Raw genomic sequence first — 20,740 nt, 5'->3', positions numbered from 1 at the left:
GCTCTTCCAAGTCGTTGCAGCTTCCATCCTTGGCTCATTTATCGCCTTCCGCAAAACAGTGCTCGGGTTCCTTTCTCGGTTCAGGCCCGGCAAGCACCCCCGCCTTGATGGAAAGGCCTGAACTTTAATGATCCGGACCTCCTTCAGGGATCCCCACGGGCAGACCCGGATTGGACCGGACACAGTCACCCGGATGGCATGGAAGACATGGGAAGCCCCCTTCCCGCCCGCACTTCGGGCTCTCCTCGAAGAACTGCAGAAGGCCGGGAAGTGGATTCCCAGCTCCGAGGTTGATCCGGAAGATCCACAGATCCAACTTGGATCAGAGACCCCTCCTCTTTTGAAAGCTTGGATACACCCCAGGATCTTTTTCCCGAGCTATGCCCACGAATGGTCCCAGGGCATGCTTCTGTGCGCAGCGCGGCTCACCTTGGAACTGAACGAGAGGTTGCTTGAGGTTGGCTGGGAACTGAAAGATGCCAGCCCTTCAAATGTACTGTTTGAGGGGCCTCGGCCAATCTTCGTCGACCACTTGAGCCCCACCCCCCGCTCGGCCGGCCAGATGGGATGGGTCGCCTACGGCCAGTTCATCCGGACATTTCTCATTCCTCAAATCCTCCATCGTCTGAACAAAACCCCGTTGGGATGGATCTACCTGTCCAAACGCGACGGACTTTCACCGGAAGAGGCCTACAGTCAATTAAGCGTCTTCCAACGAGCTAGACCAGGTGTGCTTACGGCCATTACCCTCCCAACCCTTTTCACCAAAGGCCGGGCCGGATCATCTCACGGAGGGCTCAAGACTTGGCGGGATAGTGATGAGAATATGGGCCGAGCCATCACCGGGCGCCTTCTCCATGGGCTGAGGAAGCAGCTGGACCGTTGGGTGTCGCAGACCGCCCCGGACACCGCCTGGTCGCAGTACGACCAGGCGGGGGAAAGCTATAGCCCAGGCGGGTTGCGAGCCAAGGAGGGCTTCATCCAGGAGTCCCTGGAGCGATGCACTCCTAAAGCAGTGCTTGACCTCGGATGCAACACCGGGCGTTTTTCACGTCTCGCGGCTAAAGCTGGCGCCCGAGTCGTGGCGGTAGACGGGGACGCAGCCTGTGTAGACCGCCTGTGGTGGACAGCCGCCACTGAACAGCTCGACATCCTCCCGCTGGTCATGGATTTAGGTCGTCCCTCCCCCCCCCTTGGGTGGGAGAACGGGGAAGAGGCTCCATTCCTGGAGAGGACCAAGGACCGCTTCGACATGGTCTTGGCCTTGGCGCTGATCCACCATTTACTGGTTCGAGAGAGAATTCCACTAGAGCGGGTCATTGGGCACCTGTCCCAACAGACCACCCGCTGGCTCGTCATCGAATGGGTGCCGTTTGATGACCCGCAGTTCCAACGATTGGCCGGACCCAATGCCCACCTATACGCAGGCTTGACGGTCGCCAGTTTCGAACAGGCGCTCGAGGCCCAGTTTGACATCGTTGCCCGGAGGCGGTTGGACGGAGGAGACAGATGCCTGTACCTGGCGTCCCGCCGTCCGGCATGAAGATGCGCCTGCTCCTCAGCTTTTCGGCGGCCAATCTCCTTCTCTTCCGATGCTGGCAAGCCCTCCTTCCCGGAAGCACGGACCAATATTTTGGGGCCTGGAACCCGACCATCACCTCGGTCGCAGCGCTCCTGTTCCTGGTGACCACCGCTACAATCGCGATCTATATCCTCTCATGGATTGTGTACAAAAAGGCTCGGCTTTCGGGACTTCCCAGGAGCGGCTTCCATGTGCTCGCGCTCGTCATCCTGCAACACCCCATCCGGGAGACTCTCACCGGATCGTACTCCCACTTGAATCTGTTCATCCTCAAGTCGCTGATCGGGCGCCCCGTTTTTTACACGGTCTCACTGACGCTGGTAGTTGTTGCGTTCTTCCTGATCCACCGGTGGCCCTCCCAGGCGGAACACCTCAGTCGGTCCGCCCTGCTCCTGCTGCTGCCTCTACCCCTGCTGTGCCTGGGTTCCATTCTCCTCCAGGTTCGCCCCGGAGACGGGGTCGTTCCCCAGGTGACCGCTCTTGCTCCAGGCCCCCCGCCTGCCCGACAGTTGTATCTGATCGTGTTTGACGAATGGGACTATGGTTGGACCTTTGCCCACCGACCCGAGAGCCTGTTGCTGCCGCACTTGGACGCTTTTGCCAAGGAATCCTTCCAGACCCAGCGCGCCTATCCGCCGGCCAGCGAAACCAAACGCTCCATTCCCTCGATTCTCTCCGGGCGCCTCTTCTCCGAAGTAGCCACAGAGCCAGACTGCGAATTGTCCTTCAAAGATGCTGAATCAGGACAGCGATATCGCCTCAGTGAACTCGAGGATCTGCCACTCCTCGCTTCCCGGCAGGGGAAGCGGACCCTCCTGATCGACTACTACCACGCTTACGGAAAGCGGTATCAGAGTCAGCGGAAGACACTCGAGCTCTGCCGCCTCCCCTACTATGCCGAATGGGAGAAAGCCGAACGGAGCCAGGGCCACTTCCCTGCGGCGGTCAAGTTTGAACTTTCGCTGGCCATCGAATCTCTCCCTGGTCTCAAGGGTCTGCTCAAGGACCTGGAGCTTCCTCATCTGCGGGAGCTTCACTCAAACCTTCTGAACCGCCTCCTAGAAGAGGCTTCCCGCCCCACCCACGAGCTCGTCATCGTTCACCTTCCTGTTCCGCATGCGCCCTGCCTTACCCCCCCTTCCGAATGCGGGTTCCACCCCGGTTCCCTCGGCAACCTCCGCCTCGTAGACGAGGCCATCGGCGCCTTGCGGAATCGCCTCGAAGAGCGGAGGGCCTGGAACGACTCGACGATCATTCTCACCTCGGACCATTGGCAGCGCGCCATCACTGCCGAGGGCCTGCCGCCACGACCTCCGGCTTTCTCCGCGCCCGAATTCGCTCATCGAATCCCATTGCTGATGAAATTCGCCGGCCCTTCAGCAGAGCGCCACAACGACACACCCATGAACAACCGCGTCATCCATCCATTGGTCAAGGACTGGCTTTTCGACGCGGAGCTCACTTCTGATCGGGTCGCCCAATGGGCAGGCACATTCCCACCACGGGGCGCCTACGATCCCCTGATCAAATGACTTCCCCACTGATCCCGAATCACCCGACCAAGGTGCCTTCACCCGCAACCTCCCCACTTTCCTTTCAGGCGGTCAAATGAACCTTTTCGTCCCCCGCGGTGATTCGTGACGATACCTACACACGATGACGGGGCGATGCGTCCCCTGGGTTCTGGAATCGGAAATCGTGCAGGCGTGCGGATTTCAGGTGTGGGACGTGAAGATGTCTGAATCACGCAGGTTGACCGGTGGAATGGCCTGGACCCTTCTGGGCTATGTGCTCCCCATGGCCGCCGCCATCGTCATCATCCCACTGTTGATCCACAGGTTGGGCCCGGAACGCTTTGGCCTGCTGACCTTCGTGTGGATGATCGTGGGCTACTCCACCCTGCTCGACCTGGGCATCGGGCGGGCTCTGACACAGAGCATCGCCGAGCGTCTGGGATCGGGAGAGCCCGAAGACATTCCCGCCATTGTGCAAACCGGCGTCCTCCTGCTGCTCTGCGTAGGCCTGGGCGGTGCCGCTATCCTGATTGCCGGCGGTGGGTGGATCTCCAATCACTTCCTGAAAGTTTCCCCATCGGTTATCCAAGACGCGCACCACTGTCTGACCATGGCCGCAGCAGCCGTTCCACTCGTCATCCTAGGGACGGCCCTCCGGGGGGTGCTGGAGGCCTACCAGCGATTCAAGGAAGTCAGCCTGGCGCGCTCCGCAGTCGGCATTCTGCTCTACTTATCTCCGCTCCCTGTCCTGGCCTTCTCCCAGGGAGTCTGGGCCATTGTGGGAATGCTGGTCGCCGTGCGTCTGCTTGAACTCGGCGTCTATGCCATCCAGTGCTACAGGCTCGTTCCGGGCCTGTTCGGCCGCCTATCCCTCGACAAGGCGTTCCTTAAGCCAATCTTCTCGTTTGGGCTATGGTCCACAGCCAACAACCTGATCGGGACCTTGATGACCATGGCCTACATCGATCGTCTCTACATCAGCGCCATGTTGGGAACCGCAGCTCTGGTCGTTTTCGCGACCCCTTTCGACATGGTGGTGAGGGTCCTCATCCTCCCCACCTCGATTGTCGGAGTGCTTTTCCCTGCCTTCAGCAGCCTCAGATCTGAGCCCGAACGGGTCTCCCGTTTGGCGGTGACCGCACTCAACGCGATGGCCTACGTCACGGTTCCCCTTTTCATGGCGCTCATGCTCCTGGCCAAACCCATGCTGACGTTCTGGCTGGGCTCGGATTTGTCCAGCCAAAGCGCCCTCATCTTCCAGCTCATCGCGCTTGGCATGGTTCCCATCTCGATCGGCTACGTCCCCTTTGCATTCATCCAGGCCATGGGCCGCCCAGATCTGACCACCAAGCGGCATCTGTGGGAAATCCCCTTTTACCTTCTGGGTTCATACCTGGCCGTGAAGGCCTTTGGAACCCGGGGAACAGCCATGGTCTGGTGCGCCTGGGCCCTGATCGACCTGGGTCTCATCCTGCGGATCATGTCGCGGATGCTCACCATCCGGGGTCAGGCTGGATCCGCCTCCAAATGGACCGGAATCGCTTGTTTCCTGGCCGTGGCCCTAGCAGGCGGGGTCTCCAACCAGACCTGGATCCATTTCCTCGGCGGCCTCGTCCTTCCCACAGCCTTTGTGCTTTGGGGGTGGAGGTTCCTCCTGGCCGACGAGGAGCGGAAGATGTTAGGGGACAGGCTTCCGGACCGCCTGAAAGCGAGACTGCTGCCCCGAGGCCATCTTTCATGAATCTGATGCGACCCTGGACTCACTCGAAGCTATCCCACCTCCCCCCGCCGGCCCGGGCCAAGCAGAAATCTGAACTCGCATGACACGCATCCTCGTGGACGGTTCCCCCTTGTGCTACCCCCTCACAGGGATTGGCCAGTACACCCACTCACTCCTGAACGCCATGGCCCTTGAGCGACCCGACTGGGAGTTCATCGTCCTGTCCCCCTACCACCCCACTTCCCCCGTGCGATTACCCAATGTCATCCATGACCTGAAGGCTTCAAAAGCCCGGAAAGAGCATGCCACGGGCTGGCGCGCCTGGTGGTTTGACGCCATCCTGCCACGGGCTTGCCGACAGCTCGGCGGGGACTTTCTCTGGGCCGCGAACGGCCTGGTGCCCTTTGCCCTTTCCGGACTGAAGGTGGCCTTGACGATCTATGACTTCGTCCCGGAACGTTATCCCGAGACGATGGCCTGGATGCCCCGCCAGTACCGGAAGTGGAACCTCCGACACTGGCTTGGCCGTGCCTCCCTCCTCCTTCCCATCTCCAAGGCCACCGAGCAGGAGGCGCTCACCCTCTTCGGAGCGACCTCCCACGCAGTGGTGTACCCCGGCGTGGATGACCTGTTCTTCACCCCTCCCAGCTCGCTGGAGCCTGGGGCAGGAGAGGACGACTACCTGATCGTGCTCGGAACCCTCGAACCCCGGAAAAACCTCGACCGGCTGATCGGCTGTGTCGAGGAACTGGTGCGTCGGGGCACCTGGCCGACCGGCCTTCGGCTTCGGATTGTCGGTGGGAAGGGCTGGCGTGACTCCACCCTGCTGAAGCGGATTTCAGCTCTGGAAGCCACGGGCATCGCCCAATGCACCGGCTACCTGGAGCGGGCGGTCCTTCCTTGTCAGCTGAGAAATGCCCGGGCCCTGCTCATGCCTTCCTTGTACGAGGGGTTCGGAATGCCGTTGGCCGAAGCCATGGCCGTCGGTTGCCCGATCCTGTGCAGCGACATTCCCCCCTTCCGGGAAGTGGTGGAGGGTTATCCAGCTCTGTGCCATGGAACAGACCTCGCCGCCATGGTCGAAGCCTACGAGGCATTCCTACACGCCCCACGGGCTATGCGGTTCCCGAGCGGCCAACCCCATGCTCCTTTCCGGTTCACCTGGAAGGAATCAGCCCACCAAATTCTCGGCGCCTTCGACCGCACCTCCCAGATCCGGTTGCGCGCATGACCCAATCCGCCACCCTCCCCTCGTCTCAGGCCCCGCGGGCTCTGTATCTTTCGCCCCTTGACCTCCGGGCCAACAACGGGATGCTGCAGCGGCAACTCCAAATCCTGAAGGCCCTGGAACAGGCCTACTCCAACCGACTCGATGTCCTCTCCCTCTCGTCATCACCTGAGGAGACCCAGCGGTGGTTGCAGAATACGGGGTTCAAGGCCCGCGCCCTGGGAGGGGTTTACCCCCAGATCGCCCGCTTGAATGCATTGGCCTGGTACGGAGGCAATGTCATTGCATGCAACAAACTCAAGTTAATAAAACACTTCACCTTCCCCGTCACCACCCCCCTACCCGCCAGACTCATTGACCGCTACCAGACCATCGTGTGCTACTACCCTTGGGCCTTTCATCTGCTCGGCCTACACCGTGGCGGGGGGAAAGTGGTCGTGGACCTTGGGGATGTCATGGCCGAACGGCATGAACGGATCGGAACGCGGCGCTGGATCAGCCTCAGGCCCCGGGACGAACGTGCCATCCTGCATTCGCGAGCCCGTTGCATCGCCATCTCGGAAGGAGACCAGGCCGAATTCCAGCGCCTCTACGGGGTTTCCTTACCTGTGGCGACTTTCCTCCCCGTGGACCATGACCGATTCGCCCACCTTCAAACTGATGACCTGCCCGCCACTGTGGGCTACTTGGCCGCCCGCGGCTACCAGAACGAGGTGGTCATCCAGGCTCTCGCCTCTGAAACTTTCCTTAACACATTAAAAACCGCCGGCGTCGGGCTGGTGTTGGCCGGTGGGATTTGTGCCTCGCTGGCAGAAGCCGACCGGGCGCGTGTGGAGGCCCATGGAGGCCAAGTGCTCGGGCGGGTCCCGGCCCTCGAGGACTTCTACGAGAAGGTGGGCTGGGTCATCAACCCCGTCGGGCCCTCGACGGGCGTGAAGATCAAGTCCGTCGAGGCCCTTCTGGCAGGCCGGGGCCTTGTCACCACAGAATTCGGTGTCGATGCGGGCCTTCAGGCCCTCTTTGAAACGCAGATCGTGCTGACCGGCTGGCCTCTGGAACTCCAGGAACTCGCCGACACCGTAGTCAGATCCGTGCGCCAGCGGCCCACCGGCGACCTGCCCTTCTCCCAAGCCTCCACCTCGCACCCCGCCCGCCAGTATGTCGAAGCCGTACAGGCAGCCATAACCCGGCATTTCTCATGCTGAGCAGTCTGCGCCTCCAGCACTTCATCCTGGCCGGCCTCTTGGCCTGGGGCCTGCCGGGAATCCTCCTGGGAGGCAGCCAAGTCTTCTATGCGGTGGTGGCCGTCTCCCTCCCAGTCGGACTTTCCTTGTGGGGCTGGCGGAAACCAAGTCCCATGGCGCCCACTCCCGCCCCGCAGGCTCATCGGCTATTGATGATTCTCCTCGCAGCCTATTTCCTTTTGGATGCGCTTTTCGGGCGCCAGAAGTTCGCCCAGAACCTGTTTTTTTCCAGCTCCGCGGTGAGCGATTTCATCGACAGCACCAATGCGGGCGTCTCCCAGGGACGGGGCATTATCGACCTGCTAGGGGCCGCGGCCGTCTTCGCCCCCTTCGCCCTGTTCGACCACGCCCGCACCCTCGCCCGCCCCAAACGCCTCTGGCCGTACGTCCTCGTCCTGTGCTTTCTCGTTTACGAAATCGGCATCAGCCGGGGCTACCTCCTGATGGCCGTGCTTTCCATCCTCCTGGGCGTGAGGATCAACGGCCGGCGCCTGGTCCTCGCCGGTGCCGGGGCCCTGGGGCTGTTCCTCGCGGCCAGCTACATTCGGGGGGATTTCCAGAACATGGCCTTCTCCAACCCCCTTTTCGATGCGCTGGGTTGGCCCTACCTCAATCTTTCCCTGCTCCTGGAGAAGAGCCTCGACGGCGGCAGTTGGCTGGACTTCCTGTTCGAGTTCTTCAAGAAGTTTCTCCCCTCCTTCCTTTTCCAGAAGGAGATCTTCTCCTTCAACGTGGAAATGACGAAGGTCATCTACCCCCATTTCGGGGATTACATCCAATCCGTCTCCATTTTCACCTACCTGGGTGAGCTGCTTTACTACCGGCCAACGGTTCTGACGGCGCTTTCGGCCGGTGCGGTGCTGGGGGGACTGGCCAGGTTCCTCGAGCGCCTCCTCCAACGGAATGCCCTCAATTCCACCCGCATCTTCGCCGGCCTGATGTGCATCGTCCTCCTGCGCTCACGGATCCAGGATGTATTCTCTTTCCTCATCTTCCTGGTTCTGTTCTTGTTCGCTTGGCATTGGCTGACTGCTTGGCGGCCTCGCCGATTGGATTCGTCAGCCTCGGCACCGACCGCTCCCTCTGCCCAAGGTTGATCCGTGGCCGTCCGCAACCTCCTGTTCATCTGCTGGTCCGAGCGTCCCATCCACGGAACGCTCATACAAGCCTCATGGGAAGCATTAAAGATGCTCGGATGGACCTGCTCCTATGCAGGATCCAGAGCAGGGGCCCCACCCCATCCCTTGGAAGCGGACGATTCCATCGTCGTCACGACACCCTTCCGGTTCCTTTTGAACTTGGTCAATCCGAACCGAGGGCCGATAGATGCCATCTTCTTTCAGAGCGTGCATCCCGCCAATGTGCTCATCGGGCTCTGGGCGCGATTAAACCGGATTCCGGTTATCTATTATCTGCACGAGCCCAGTAATCTGCGCGAAAAACTCAGCAAAGGCGACCCAGCCCACTACGCAACCCTGGTGGCCCTGACTCAGCAACTGGAAACCCGAATCGCCGACATCATTCTGGTCGCAACCGACACTCTGGTGAATCACGCAATACGTCATTTCCCCCATGCCAGGGGTTCCATTTTCGTCATGCCCTTGGCCATTCCCAGTCTGCCCAGGAGTCACAGGGCCTCTCCCTCCGATTCGAGGCACCGCGTTCTCTACCTCGGCCGTGCGGATTCAGCCAGATGCTTGACGCAATTCTCGGCGTTGGCAGTCGAAATGGGGACCTCATCACCGGATCTTCGCGCCACGATGCTGACTTACAGCAACCTCGACAGCCCCCTTCCCGGAGTGGAGACGAGGAGCGGCAAGAGTTATTCAGATGATGAAATGCTAAGACTTCTCGACGAATCCATTATTGTCTGGAATGTTTATGGGAAACCCTATGCCCAATCTGGCGTCACACCGGTAGCCTTGAGAAGCGGTGTCCCTCTGCTTGTCTCGGAGCACGAAAAAGAAAAGCTGCTACTGACAGAGGGAGCGGCCATTGAAGTACCCATCCATGGGTTCGATCCAAAGAAACTCCTAACCCATATCATTCAAATAAAAAGCGATTCAAGACACATCTCAAATCAATGCCTAGGGTTATTCGAAAAGCAATATTCTCCCGAGGCTGTCCGTTCGCAACTTCAGAAGATACCCATCTTCAGGCCGGCACACGCACTTTCGATGTGTGACGATCAACAATCTGTCACCTGACTACTTGGTTAGGACGTCTTGATACAGTGCAAACAGTTGATTAATTGTATACTTCAGGTCGAACACTTCCCTGACGCGTCTTTCAGCTCGAATGCCCATCTCCTGGCGCAATCCATCATCATCGACCAATGCCTGAATGGCCTTAGCCAAGGCCCCAGCGTCACCAGGCTTTACTGTCAAGCCTGTATGCGAATCAAGACTCACGTGGGGTACGCCAGTCGGTAGTGAAGTATTTATGACTGGCTTTTTGGATATCATTGCTTCAAGCTGCACAATCCCAAATGCCTCTGAGTTTTGAACGGAGGGCAATACAAACAAATCACAATCAGAAAAAGCGGATTTCAATTCATCGTCTGACAGCTTTCCGAGGAAATGAACCCGGTTTTGAATTCCCAAGGATTCGGCCTGCTCTTTTAAGGTCCCTTCTAGCGCCCCGTCCCCGGAAATAAACAACTCCGCCCCATGGGTCAATGAGATGGCGTCCAGTAGGACATCTACGCCTTTATAATAGACGAGCCGGCCAGCGAATAACACCTTTTTTGCATTAGTATCTACAAGTTTTGTGGAAAGAATCGGTTCCATCTTATGACAATCATATTCTTCCACTCGAATTCCATATGGAATGATCACGCACTTATATTCAAGCGGCTTGATGTACTCAGAGCTGTCAATATGTCCTTGAGTTGCCACCACGATTCGATCGACTCGGCGAATCAGCCTATTAAGGATTGGCCCATAGAAAAACATTATCTTTTTTTGTTTGACTATATCCGAATGCCACCACAACACGATTTTCTTTTTTCTAGCAAACAACAAACATGCAAAGTCAGACAAAGGGAAAGGGGCGTGTAACTGTATAATATCAGAAGTTCTGGCCATTCGCCAAAATTTAACAAAAAAATCCAATGAAATCGGCATCGAAAAATAGATCCCGTAGCTACTCGCGCGGGTAACCTTTACTCCATTTACCGTTTCCTGGCTGCCCTTCCCTTTTGGCTGACAGACCAAAACAGACATGTCCACTCGATCATTGAGCCCTTCTGCAATGCTCTGTGCAACAAACTCGATTCCTCCTGTCCATGGATAATAGAGTTTGTTGATTTCCAAAATCTTCATTTAATCCACCATTTCCCGCATAGACCAAGAGGCTCGGTTAAAGATCTTCATCCATGATGAATCATATGTCTCGGGTTTTAAAATCACATGTCATTCATTGTGCTGAAGCGCCTTCCGTCAGTTCTTCCCGAATGGTTTGGTCCAAAGCAGCAGCAAGGGTGAACCGCGGCTGAAATCCCGCTGTCCGAATTCGATCTGCCTTGATCTGGGTGTTCTCACAGAACTTCCGGACTCGAATGGCGCTGATGGGGAAGGTTCGCCCCGTCAACCGGGCCACCCCATCCAGGAGATGGCCGCCCGCCATGGCCATGGAGAGGGGGATCCGCAAGCGGCTCGGCGCAGGGCGGCCCAGGCTCCGGTAGACCAAAGTCACCAGCTCGTTCATGTCCATATCCGGGCCATCCACATAGTTGAAGATATGAGTCCCCGGACCCAAGCTCAGGCCGTGGACCAAGGCATCGGCCACATTCCCCACATAAGCCATGGATTTCTTATTCAGCCCCTTCCCCACCATCATGAAGCGGCCTGAAGCGACCTGCTTCAGCAGGTTGTAGACATTGCCCCGGTTGCCCTCACCAAAGACCACAGTGGGCCGAATGATCACAAGGGCTCGTTCGGGATCCTCCTCGGCCCAGGCTCGGTAGATGCCCTCGGCGAGCAGCTTCGTTTCCCCGTACGGATTGAAGGGGTTGAAGGGCCCCGACTCATCCACGGCGAATCCCTGGAAGCCGTAGACGGCCACACTGCTCGTGAACACCAGCCGCTTGATGCCGGCCGCGGAGGCGGCCCGGCAGACCTGCCGGGCTCCTTCCACATTGGTCTCGTGGTACCGGGAGATCGGCCGGACATCATCCCGGTGCTCAGCGGCCAGGTTGATCACCGCACCCGCACCCGACAGAACCGCGGACATGGAGTCCGCGACCCGCACATCACACGGGCGGTAGCAATCGAAGTGGTCATGACTGGGCACCAGATCGCCGATGCGGAAGGCTCGGTCCAGTTCGACCAGTCGGGCAGCCAAGCGGGTCCCGATGAAACCGGAACCACCCAGAACTGCAATCGGAGCCTCGGGGTTGATCGTCATGTCAGTCATCCACGTAAGGCTCAGCGGTAGCCGGCGCGGGGCGCCTCGGCGTGGCCGGCCTCGCGCAGCACGAGTTCCTTCTGGGCCAGCTTGAGGTCGGACTCCACCATCATGGCCGCCAGGGCCCGGATGTCGGTCTTGGGCTCCCAGCCCAGGATGCGCCGGCCCTTGGACGGATCGCCTTCCAGGTGGTCCACCTCGGCGGGACGGAAGTAGCGGGGATCGATCTCCACGTGCTTCTGCCAGTCCAGGTCCAGCCGCCCGAAGGTGAGGCCCAGGAAGTCGCGGATGCTGATGCTCTCGCCCGTGGCCACCACATAGTCGTCCGGCGCATCCTGCTGGAGCATGCGCCACATGGCCTCCACGTAGTCCCCCGCAAAACCCCAGTCCCGCTTGGCGTCCAGGTTGCCGAGGAAGAGCTTGTCCTGGAGCCCCAGCTTGATGCGCGTGGCAGCCCGGGTGATCTTGCGGGTCACGAAGGTCTCGCCCCGACGCGGGCTCTCGTGGTTGAACAGGATGCCGTTGCAGGCGAAGAGGCCGTAGCTCTCCCGGTGGTTGATCACCTGGTAGTGGGCGTAGACCTTGGCGCAGGCGTAGGGGCTGCGCGGCTCGAAGCGCGTGCCCTCGTGCTGCCGGGGCTTGGCGCTGCCGAACATCTCGGAGCTGCCGGCCTGGTAGAAGCGGATCTGCTTCTTCGTGTGCTTCATGTAGCTGCGGATGGCTTCCAGCAGCCGGATGACACCCACGCCCACCACATCCACCGTGTACTCGGGCTGGTCGAAGCTCACGCGCACATGGCTCTGGGCGCCCAGGTTGTAGACCTCGTCGGGCTGGATCTCATCCAGCAGGTTCCGCAGGGCCCCGGCGTCCGACAGGTCGCCGTAGTGCAGGAAGAAGGCGGGATCCGGCGTCTCGCCCACGTGCAGGTGGTCGATGCGGTCCGTGTTGAAGAGGCTGGCCCGGCGCACCACGCCGTGGACCTGGTAGCCCTTCGACAGCAGCAGCTCCGCCAGGTAGCTGCCATCCTGGCCAGTGACACCAGTGATAAGAGCAATTCGACTCATATGATCTCCCCTTTTAAATTGCTTGGTTAGCAATCATGGAACTAATGCTGTCGCAAAGAGTAAAAGCAGCTTGCCACCCACTGGCGGCATTCAGCCGATCGGGAACCCCAACCAAGAAGGGAATATCATCCTGAGATTTTGGTCCTCCCTTGAATTCGATCTCCCGCTGCTGACCAAGAAGGTCCAAAACAACTTGAACCACCTCCTCAATACTCGTCGCTCTTCCAGTGCACACATTGAAAACATGATGTTGAGGCTTCTCTAGGTCAATTATTGCCAGATACGCAGCAATCACATCGCGTACATCAATAAAATCCCTCACACTATTTTGCCCAGTCATTTGAACCATCTCACCAGATTGGTCCTCCGATAGACGCCTCAAGAGAGATGGAACCATCAACTCGGGTCTAAGGCCTGGCCCAAGATGATTGAAGGGCCTAGCCACACGTATATCTAGCCGACCTTGAAAAGGTGAAACGGTTTGTTCTAACAGATATTTGGAGAGTCCATATTTTCCCTGTGGAATCAGTGGATCATCTTCATGCCGCGGACGATCCGAAGACCCATAAACATGACAACTGCTCACAAGGAGAACACGGCTATCTCTGATATGATCCAATAAATTCAACGTGATTCCCAAATTCGTTATCACAGGGGCCATATCAAAGAAAAGGCTCGGGATTGAAGCCCCTGCCAAATGAATTACACCATCCCATTCCCGTGGTAAGTCTTTGAAGATTGCGGGGTCCCTCAAATCTCCCAAAACTTGAGTTACACCGTCTGATTGATTTACAGAAAGAGTTTGATCAAGAACTGTCACTTGGTCGCCCCGTTCGATCAGCAGTTTTGTGAGATGTTGCCCCACGAACCCAGATCCGCCGGTCATCAGATAAGAACGTCGTTTCATATGTTTTACAATCCGATAAAATCGATCTATTGGGGCCTGGTTTCGTAAAGAACTAAATCATATTTCAGTTGTTCAACATAAATGGAGGTATGGTTTCAATCGAACCGCGGAGACAGATATGCAGTGATGGCTGAAGCATCAGCTGCGCCCGTAGTCGTCCTGGAGGCGCTCGATGTCCGCCTCGTCGAAGGTGCCGAGGCTCACCTCCAGCACGCGCACGGGGTAGCCCGTGGATGCGTCGCAGCGCAGCCGGTGGGTGCGGCCCTGGGGCAGCCAGACCTCCTCGCCCACGGAGGGCCGCAGCTCCACGCCGTCGCGGTCCACCACCACCCCCGGATCCAGCGCCACCCACAGCTCGCCGCGGTGGGCGTGGCGCTGGAGGCTCAGCTTCTGGCCCGGGTTGCAGGTGAGGATCTTCACCGTGCAGGGCGTGTTGAGGGCGTACTGGTCGAAGGAGCCCCAGGGCTTGTCTACGTGGAGGGTGGTGGGTCGCTGCATGGTCGGTCCTCGGTCTTCAGTCCTCAGTCTTCGGTTTTCAGTCTTCAGGCTAGAGCAGATCCTTGCGGCCCTCGGCCTTGAGGCGCTCGACGATCTGCTTGACGGTCTGGGCACGGTCGCGGTGGCAGATGAGGAGGGCGTCGTCGTCGTCCACCACGATGAGGTCATCCACCCCACTGGCGGCGATGAGGCGCTTGCCCCCGAAGAAGGCGCTGTTGCGGGTGTCCAGGAGCAGAGTCTCGCCCTGGCTCACGTTGCCTTCGGGATCGGTCTCCTGGAACTCGATGGCCGCGGGCCAGGAGCCCACGTCGGACCAGCGGAAGCGGGTGGGCACCACCGCCACCGTCTCGGCCTTCTCCATGAGCGCCACGTCGATGGCCACCTTGGGCAGCTGGCGGTAGGCGGCGCCGAGGGCCGCGGGATCGGCGCCCGCCGCCACCCAGGCGTCCAGGGGCTTCAGCACTTCCGGCGCGTGCTTCGCCAGCCCCTCGCGGAAATCGGTCAGGGTCCACACGAACATGCCGGCGTTCCAGTAGTGGCGGCCGGATTCGAGGTACTGGACGGCCACCTCCACCGGCGGCTTCTCGCGGAAGGCCACCACCTTCTGCACGGGGCCGTGGCCCTCGGATTCGATGTAGCCGTAGCCCGTCTCCGGGTAGGTGGGCTTGATGCCGAAGGTGACCAGCTCATGCTCCCAGGCGGCATGCTTCACGGCCGTGTCCAGGTCCTCCAGAAACAGGTCCCGGTCGCCGATCCAGTGGTCCGCCGACAGCACGGCCATGACGCCGTGGGGCACCTTTCGCTCGATCTGAACCAGGGCCAGGGCCAGGCAGGGCGCGGTGTTGCGGCCCTCGGGCTCCACGATCACGTTCTCCGGCGGCAGCTCGGGCAGCATGCGGCGCGTTTCGGCGGCCAGGTCCTCCGTGGTCACCACGAAGATTCGCTCGGGGGCCACATGGCCATCCAGGCGGCGCACGGTCTGGTGCAGCAGCGTCTCCGTGCCCACGATGGCCAGGAACTGCTTGGGGCGGGCGTTGCGGCTGCGGGGCCAGAACCGGGTGCCGCGGCCTCCGGCCATCACTACGGCGACTAACATATTCTGATTTGGTACTGGCATCACCCATCTCTCACAATATGCTCCGACTTTCATCGGTAGCGTCTCAAATCAAGATCAAGTCATTTCCAATTACGAGAGTCCACCTACCAGCGAAACAAGACTGGAGCCCATGCACCCTAGGAGAACGACGCCTTTCATGATCACTCCTGGATGAGGGTTGCAGATTCGTCTTCGCCGGCCAGCAGCCGGGCCCGCACCCACTCGCGGTTGAGCCAGGTCCATCCACCGGCGCCCACCAGGAACATCACGGCGAGGACGATCACGGAGCGCGCCGGCTTGCTTTTATCGATGGGCAAGTTCCCAGGATCCAGCAGGTTGAGGATCGGGATATCGTTCTTTTCTTCCAGCAGGGCCTGCTCGCGGTTCATGGCGAGGGTGGTGACGAGCTGCTGGCGGAGGCGGAGCTCGTTCTCCAGGCGGGTGCCCTTGAGGCGGACGGCGGGATCGCCGCTGCTCTGGTAGTTCCGGTTGCCTTCCAGGAAGCGGCGGAAGGCGTCCTCGGCCTGGTCCATCTCCGTGCGGGCATCGGCCAGGCGGGCCTCGGCGAAGAGGGCTTTGGCCCCGCCGCGGGTGTGGCCCTTCTCCTGGAGGAAGGCCTCCAGCAGCTTCCCGGCCCGCTGCACCACCTGCTGGGACAGCTCGGGGGATTTCGTCTCGGCGCTGAGGGTGATGACCTTGGACTTCAGGTCGCGGGTGGCGGAGAGGACCTTGCCCAGCTCCTTGACGGCCCGATCCATGTTCTTCTCATCCACGTAGGCGTAGAGGGTGCCTTTTTCGAGGCGCTCGGCGCCGAAGCGCCAGGACCTCGCATGGTATTGGAACTCGGTCTGGAGCAGCTGCTCCTTCAGCCAGCGGCTGTTGAGGATGTCCACGAAGTTGGCATCGTTGCCCTCGCCCCCGGGCACGCTGACGCCGAAGGCCGCGGCGGCGGTGGCCAGGCCACCGAGGCTGCCGCCCAGCCCCTTGGACTCCACCGGCAGGAGCCGGGCCTCGGAACGATAGTAGTTCGGCAGGAAGAGGGTGATGACCGCCGTCGCCAAGCCTGCGGCCATGGCCCACTGGAGGGGCTTCTTCAGGCTGGCTTTGAAGTCCAGGACCGGGATTGTGGACGAATTGGGCATAAGGGCATAGGTTACCAGAACCCCGGCAGGGACTGCCTCGCAGATCCTGTGCTGGATGCCACAAAAACAAGGGCGGGATCGCTCCCGCCCTTGCTGGTGTTGTGAAGATTGCGGCTACAGGTCTTCGCCGTCGATCTCGGTCATGCCCTGGAGCTCTTCGACGTGCTGGGCCATGCGGGCATATTCGTCGTCGAAGTCCTCGCCGCCCTGGAACTCGTTGGGGGTGGGCTCGGGGTACTCGCCCTCCTCGATCTCCAGGTTGCGGTAGTGGGCCATGCCGGTGCCGGCGGGGATGAGCCGGCCCAGGATGACGTTCTCCTTGAGGCCGCGGAGGTAGTCCACGCGGCCTTCCAGGGCGGCCTCGGTGAGGACGCGAGTGGTCTCCTGGAAGCTGGCGGCGGAGATGAAGCTCTCGGAGGTCAGCGCGGCCTTGGTGATGCCGAGCAGCAGGGGCTCGCAGGTGGCGGGCTGGCCGCCTTCCTTCATGACCTGCTCGTTGATCTCCTTGAAGCGGTGCTTGTCCACCTTCTCCTCGACGATGAGCGGGGTGTCGCCCACGTCGGTGATGAGGACCCAGCGCATCATCTGCCGGATGATCACCTCGATGTGCTTGTCGTTGATCACCACACCCTGGGCGCGGTAGACCTCCTGCACCTCGTTGACGAGGAAGGCCTGGAGGGCGCGGTCGCCCTGGACCTTGAGCAGATCGTGGGGGCTGACGGCGCCCTCGGTGAGCTTCTCGCCGGCGCGGATCTCATCGCCGTCCTGCACCTGGATGTGCTTGCCGCGGGGGATGAGGTACTCGCCCTTCTCCCCGGTCTCGGCCTCGACGATGACCTTCTGGTTGCCGCGGACGCGGTTGCCGTACTTCGCGATGCCGGAGACTTCGCTGATGATGGCGGGTTCCTTCGGCTTGCGGCCCTCGAACAGCTCGGTGACGCGCGGCAGGCCGCCCGTGATGTCAGAGGTCTTGGCCTGCTGGCGGCTGGTCTTGGCGATGACGTCGCCGGGCAGCAGCTCCTGGCCCTCCTCCACCTCGATGTAGGCGCCGGTGGGGATGTTGTAGCGCTTGAGGACCTTGTGGTTGTCCCCCTTGACGTTGATGTGGGGGTGGATCTTGTCGTCGGTGGGATCGATGACCTTCTTGCGGAAGTTCCCGGAGATCGGGTCCTTCTCTTCCTGGTAGGAGACGTTGACTTCGAATTCCTTGAAGTCCGCGACGCCGCCCACTTCGGTGAGGAGCACGTCGTTGTAGGGATCCCACTCGGCGAGCACCGTGCGGGGCTCGACGGCCTCCTTGTCCTTGACCTTCAGGATGGCGCCGGAGGTGATCTTGTAGCGCTCGCGCTCGTTGCCGTCCGCGTCGGTCACCAGGAGGTAGCCGTTGCGGGTGAGGGCCACGGTCTCGCCCTTACGGTTGACCACGGTCTTGCCCTGGAGGCCTTCGTACTTCACGATGCCGGCGATCTGGGCCTCGTGGGTGCTCTTCTCGGAGGTGCGGCTCGCGGCGCCGCCCACGTGGAAGGTGCGCATGGTGAGCTGGGTGCCGGGTTCGCCGATGGACTGGGCGGCGATGACGCCCACGGCCTCGCCGAGGTCCACCAGGCGGCCGGTGCTCAGGTTCAGGCCGTAGCACTTGGCGCAGATGCCGCGCCGGGCCTCGCAGGTGAGGGCGGAGCGGATCTTGACCTTGGCGATGCCGCTGGTCTCGATCTTGAACGCCAGCTCTTCGGAGATGAGGGTACCCGCGGGGGCCCGCACGATGGACGGATCGTAGGGATCCACGATGTCCTCGAGGCAGACGCGACCCATGATGCGGTCGCGCAGGCGGGAGCGGATGGTGCCGTCGCTGTTGACGATGGCCTCCACCTCGATGCCGCCCAGGGTCTCGCAGTCATCCTCGTTGACGATGACGTCCTGCGCCACGTCCACCAGCTTGCGGGTGAGGTAGCCGGAGTCGGCCGTCTTCAGCGCGGTGTCCGCCAGGCCCTTGCGAGCGCCGTGGGTCGAGATGAAGTACTGCAGCACCGAGAGGCCTTCCTTGAAGTTCGCGGTGATGGGCGTCTCGATGATGTCGCCGCTGGGCTTGGCCATGAGGCCGCGCATGCCGGCCACCTGGCGGATCTGCGTCTTGGAACCGCGGGCGCCGGAGTCGGCGAGGATGTAGATGGAGTTGAGGAACGTGTCGTTCTCGTTCCGCTTCTCCAGCTCCTTCATCATGTCGCTGGCCACCTGGTCGCTGGTCTTGGACCAGACTTCCAGGATGCGGTTGTAGCGCGTGGAGGAGTCGAGGCGGCCCTCGTAGGCTTCCTTCTCGATGGCGCGGACGTCCTCGGTGGCGCTCTTGAGGAGCTTGCCCTTGGTGTCAGGCACGACCAGGTCGTCGATGCCCACGGACACGCCGGCGCGCATGGCCCACTGGAAGCCCGTGTCCTTCATGGCGTCCAGCATGCGGATGGTGACCTCGGGGCCGTTCAGCTTGTAGGCACGGTTCACGAGGGAGAGCAGGCCCTCCTTCTTGAGCAGGCCGTTGATGAAGGGCAGCTCGGCGGGGAGGGCGCGGTTGAAGAGCACGCGGCCCACGGTGGTGGTCTTGAGCTGGTTCTTCACGGTCTCGGCGGGTGCCTCGAAGACCTCCTGCTCGGAGTTCTTCTTGGGGTCCTTCGCGTGCCAGGCCTCGGTGTCCACCCACTCGCCCGTGTAGCGGATCTGGATGATGGCGTGGGTGTCCACGACGCCGGCATAGTGGGCCGCGACCACGTCGTTGACGCTGCCGAAGACCATGCCCTCGCCCTTGCGGCCGGTGCGCTTCTTGGTGAGGTAGTAGCCACCGAGCACGATGTCCTGGCTGGGCACCACGTTCGGGCGGCCGTTGGCGGGGTTGAGGATGTTCTGAGTGGACATCATCAGCACCTTGGCCTCGATCTGGGCCATGGGGCTGAGGGGCACGTGCACGGCCATCTGGTCGCCGTCGAAGTCGGCGTTGAAGGCGGTGCAGACCAGGGGATGCAGGCGAATGGCCTTGCCTTCCACCAGCACGGGCTGGAAGGCCTGGATGCCGAGGCGGTGGAGGGTCGGGGCGCGGTTCAGCAGGACCGGGTGGTCCTTGATGACCTCTTCCAGCACGTCCCAGACCTCGGGACGGCCCTCTTCCACCATCTCCTTGGCCTGGCGGATGGTGGCGGCGAAGCCCTTGTGCTCGAGCCGGTTGAAGATGAAGGGCTTGAACAGCTCGAGCGCCATCTTCTTGGGCAGGCCGCACTGGTGCAGCTTGAGGTCGGGACCCACCACGATGACGGAGCGGCCCGAGTAGTCCACGCGCTTGCCGAGCAGGTTCTGGCGGAACCGGCCCTGCTTGCCTTTGAGGGCGTCGCTGAGGGACTTCAGGGGGCGGTTGCTCACGCCGCGCAGGAGGCGGCCGCGCTTGCCGTTCTCGAACAGGGCGTCCACGGCCTCCTGCAGCATGCGCTTCTCGTTGCGCACGATGACGTCGGGGGCCTTGAGCTCCAGGAGCTTCTTGAGGCGGTTGTTGCGGTTGATGACGCGGCGGTAGAGGTCGTTGAGGTCGGAGGTGGCGAAGCGGCCGCCGTCGAGGGGCACCAGGGGGCGCAGCTCGGGGGGCAGCACGGGCACCACGTCGAGGATCATCCACTCGGGCTTGTTGCCGGAGCGGTGGAAGGACTCCGCCACCTTGAGGCGCTTGGCGATCTTGCTGCGCTTCTGGCTGGAGGTCTCTTTCTTCATGAGGTCGCGGAGCTCGATGGTGAGCGCCTCGATGTCCACCTGCTTGAGCAGCTCCTTGATGGCCTCGGCGCCCATCTGGGCCTTGAAGCCCTCGCCGTGGAGGCTGCGGGCCTCGCGGAACTTGTCCTCGTTGAGGATCTCGCCTTCCTTCATGCCGGTGCCGCCGGACTCGGTGACGGCATAGGCCTCGAAGTAGAGCACGCGCTCAAGATCCTTCAGGGGGATATCCAGCAGGTAGCCGATGCGGCTGGGCACGCCCTTGAAGAACCACACGTGGCTGACCGGGCTGGCCAGCGCGATGTGGCCCATGCGCTCGCGGCGCACGGACTTCTTGGTGACTTCGACGCCGCACTTGTCGCAGGTGACGCCTTTGAACTTCTGCCGCTTGTACTTGCCGCAGAGGCATTCCCAATCGTTGACGGGCCCGAAGATGCGGGCGCAGAAGAGGCCGTCGCGCTCGGGCTTCAGGCTGCGGTAGTTGATGGTCTCGGGCTTGGTAACCTCGCCCTTGGACCAGGAGCGCATCTTGTCCGGGCTGGCCAGGGACACCCGGATGCACTCGTAGGCGTTGATGTTCTGCTGCTCAGGATACAT

Annotated in this window: 15 protein-coding genes; 7 read left to right on the top strand and 8 right to left on the bottom strand. The window is 61.0% G+C overall.

Annotation, left to right across the window (positions count from 1 at the left end):
* Positions 1 to 193 precede the first annotated feature (193 nt).
* From MLE64_RS09430 to MLE64_RS09400, 7 genes are all read left to right on the top strand, one after another.
* Entirely contained in the window at positions 194 to 1,543 is a 1,350-nt protein-coding gene (locus MLE64_RS09430) for a class I SAM-dependent methyltransferase (protein ID WP_243317488.1), read from the top strand.
* The gene (locus MLE64_RS09425) at positions 1,510 to 3,114 is read left to right on the top strand and encodes a sulfatase-like hydrolase/transferase (protein WP_243317487.1); all 1,605 of its coding nucleotides are present in this window, start codon (positions 1,510 to 1,512) and stop codon (positions 3,112 to 3,114) included. The genes MLE64_RS09430 and MLE64_RS09425 overlap by 34 nt, the downstream gene beginning before the upstream one ends.
* A gap of 265 nt (positions 3,115 to 3,379) precedes the next feature.
* A complete protein-coding gene (locus MLE64_RS09420) occupies positions 3,380 to 4,837 on the top strand; it encodes a flippase (protein WP_243317486.1) in 1,458 nt (485 codons plus the stop codon).
* Positions 4,838 to 4,916: 79 nt separating this feature from the next.
* Complete coding sequence (locus MLE64_RS09415; protein WP_243317485.1) at positions 4,917 to 6,047, top strand: glycosyltransferase family 4 protein; 1,131 nt, start codon at positions 4,917 to 4,919, stop codon at positions 6,045 to 6,047.
* Positions 6,044 to 7,249 carry an SAM domain-containing protein gene (locus MLE64_RS09410; RefSeq protein WP_243317484.1) on the top strand — a complete coding sequence of 402 codons (1,206 nt, stop codon included), beginning with the start codon at positions 6,044 to 6,046 and terminating at the stop codon, positions 7,247 to 7,249. The genes MLE64_RS09415 and MLE64_RS09410 overlap by 4 nt, the downstream gene beginning before the upstream one ends.
* 152 nt (positions 7,250 to 7,401) lie before the next feature.
* Positions 7,402 to 8,385 carry a hypothetical protein gene (locus tag MLE64_RS09405; RefSeq protein WP_243317483.1) on the top strand — a complete coding sequence of 328 codons (984 nt, stop codon included), beginning with the start codon at positions 7,402 to 7,404 and terminating at the stop codon, positions 8,383 to 8,385.
* A gap of 3 nt (positions 8,386 to 8,388) precedes the next feature.
* Positions 8,389 to 9,495, top strand: coding sequence for a glycosyltransferase family protein (locus tag MLE64_RS09400; protein ID WP_243317482.1), 1,107 nt, complete (start codon positions 8,389 to 8,391; stop codon positions 9,493 to 9,495).
* On the opposite strand, the gene MLE64_RS09395 is transcribed toward MLE64_RS09400, so the two are convergent.
* The 8 genes from MLE64_RS09395 to rpoC form a co-directional block, all read right to left on the bottom strand.
* A complete protein-coding gene (locus MLE64_RS09395) occupies positions 9,496 to 10,611 on the bottom strand; it encodes a glycosyltransferase (protein ID WP_243317481.1) in 1,116 nt (371 codons plus the stop codon).
* A gap of 94 nt (positions 10,612 to 10,705) precedes the next feature.
* The gene (locus MLE64_RS09390) at positions 10,706 to 11,695 is read right to left on the bottom strand and encodes an NAD-dependent epimerase/dehydratase family protein (RefSeq protein WP_243317480.1); all 990 of its coding nucleotides are present in this window, start codon (positions 11,693 to 11,695) and stop codon (positions 10,706 to 10,708) included.
* Between the two features lie 20 nt (positions 11,696 to 11,715).
* Positions 11,716 to 12,759: a GDP-mannose 4,6-dehydratase gene (gmd, locus tag MLE64_RS09385; protein WP_243317479.1), complete on the bottom strand. Its 1,044-nt coding sequence runs from the start codon at positions 12,757 to 12,759 to the stop codon at positions 11,716 to 11,718.
* Between the two features lie 13 nt (positions 12,760 to 12,772).
* The gene (locus MLE64_RS09380; protein ID WP_243317478.1) at positions 12,773 to 13,666 is read right to left on the bottom strand and encodes an NAD-dependent epimerase/dehydratase family protein; all 894 of its coding nucleotides are present in this window, start codon (positions 13,664 to 13,666) and stop codon (positions 12,773 to 12,775) included.
* Positions 13,667 to 13,804: 138 nt separating this feature from the next.
* The gene (locus MLE64_RS15785) at positions 13,805 to 14,164 is read right to left on the bottom strand and encodes a phosphomannose isomerase type II C-terminal cupin domain (RefSeq protein ID WP_279343023.1); all 360 of its coding nucleotides are present in this window, start codon (positions 14,162 to 14,164) and stop codon (positions 13,805 to 13,807) included.
* A gap of 49 nt (positions 14,165 to 14,213) precedes the next feature.
* Complete coding sequence (locus MLE64_RS09375; protein ID WP_279343022.1) at positions 14,214 to 15,260, bottom strand: mannose-1-phosphate guanylyltransferase; 1,047 nt, start codon at positions 15,258 to 15,260, stop codon at positions 14,214 to 14,216.
* Between the two features lie 161 nt (positions 15,261 to 15,421).
* The gene (locus MLE64_RS09370) at positions 15,422 to 16,402 is read right to left on the bottom strand and encodes a GumC domain-containing protein (RefSeq protein ID WP_243317477.1); all 981 of its coding nucleotides are present in this window, start codon (positions 16,400 to 16,402) and stop codon (positions 15,422 to 15,424) included.
* Between the two features lie 114 nt (positions 16,403 to 16,516).
* A complete protein-coding gene (rpoC, locus tag MLE64_RS09365; protein ID WP_243317476.1) occupies positions 16,517 to 20,740 on the bottom strand; it encodes a DNA-directed RNA polymerase subunit beta' in 4,224 nt (1,407 codons plus the stop codon).

Source organism: Geothrix paludis, from assembly GCF_022808815.1.
GTDB classification, from domain to species: domain Bacteria; phylum Acidobacteriota; class Holophagae; order Holophagales; family Holophagaceae; genus Geothrix; species Geothrix paludis.
Note: the sequence above shows the minus strand (reverse complement) of the source record. Positions and strands in the feature narration are given on the sequence as shown.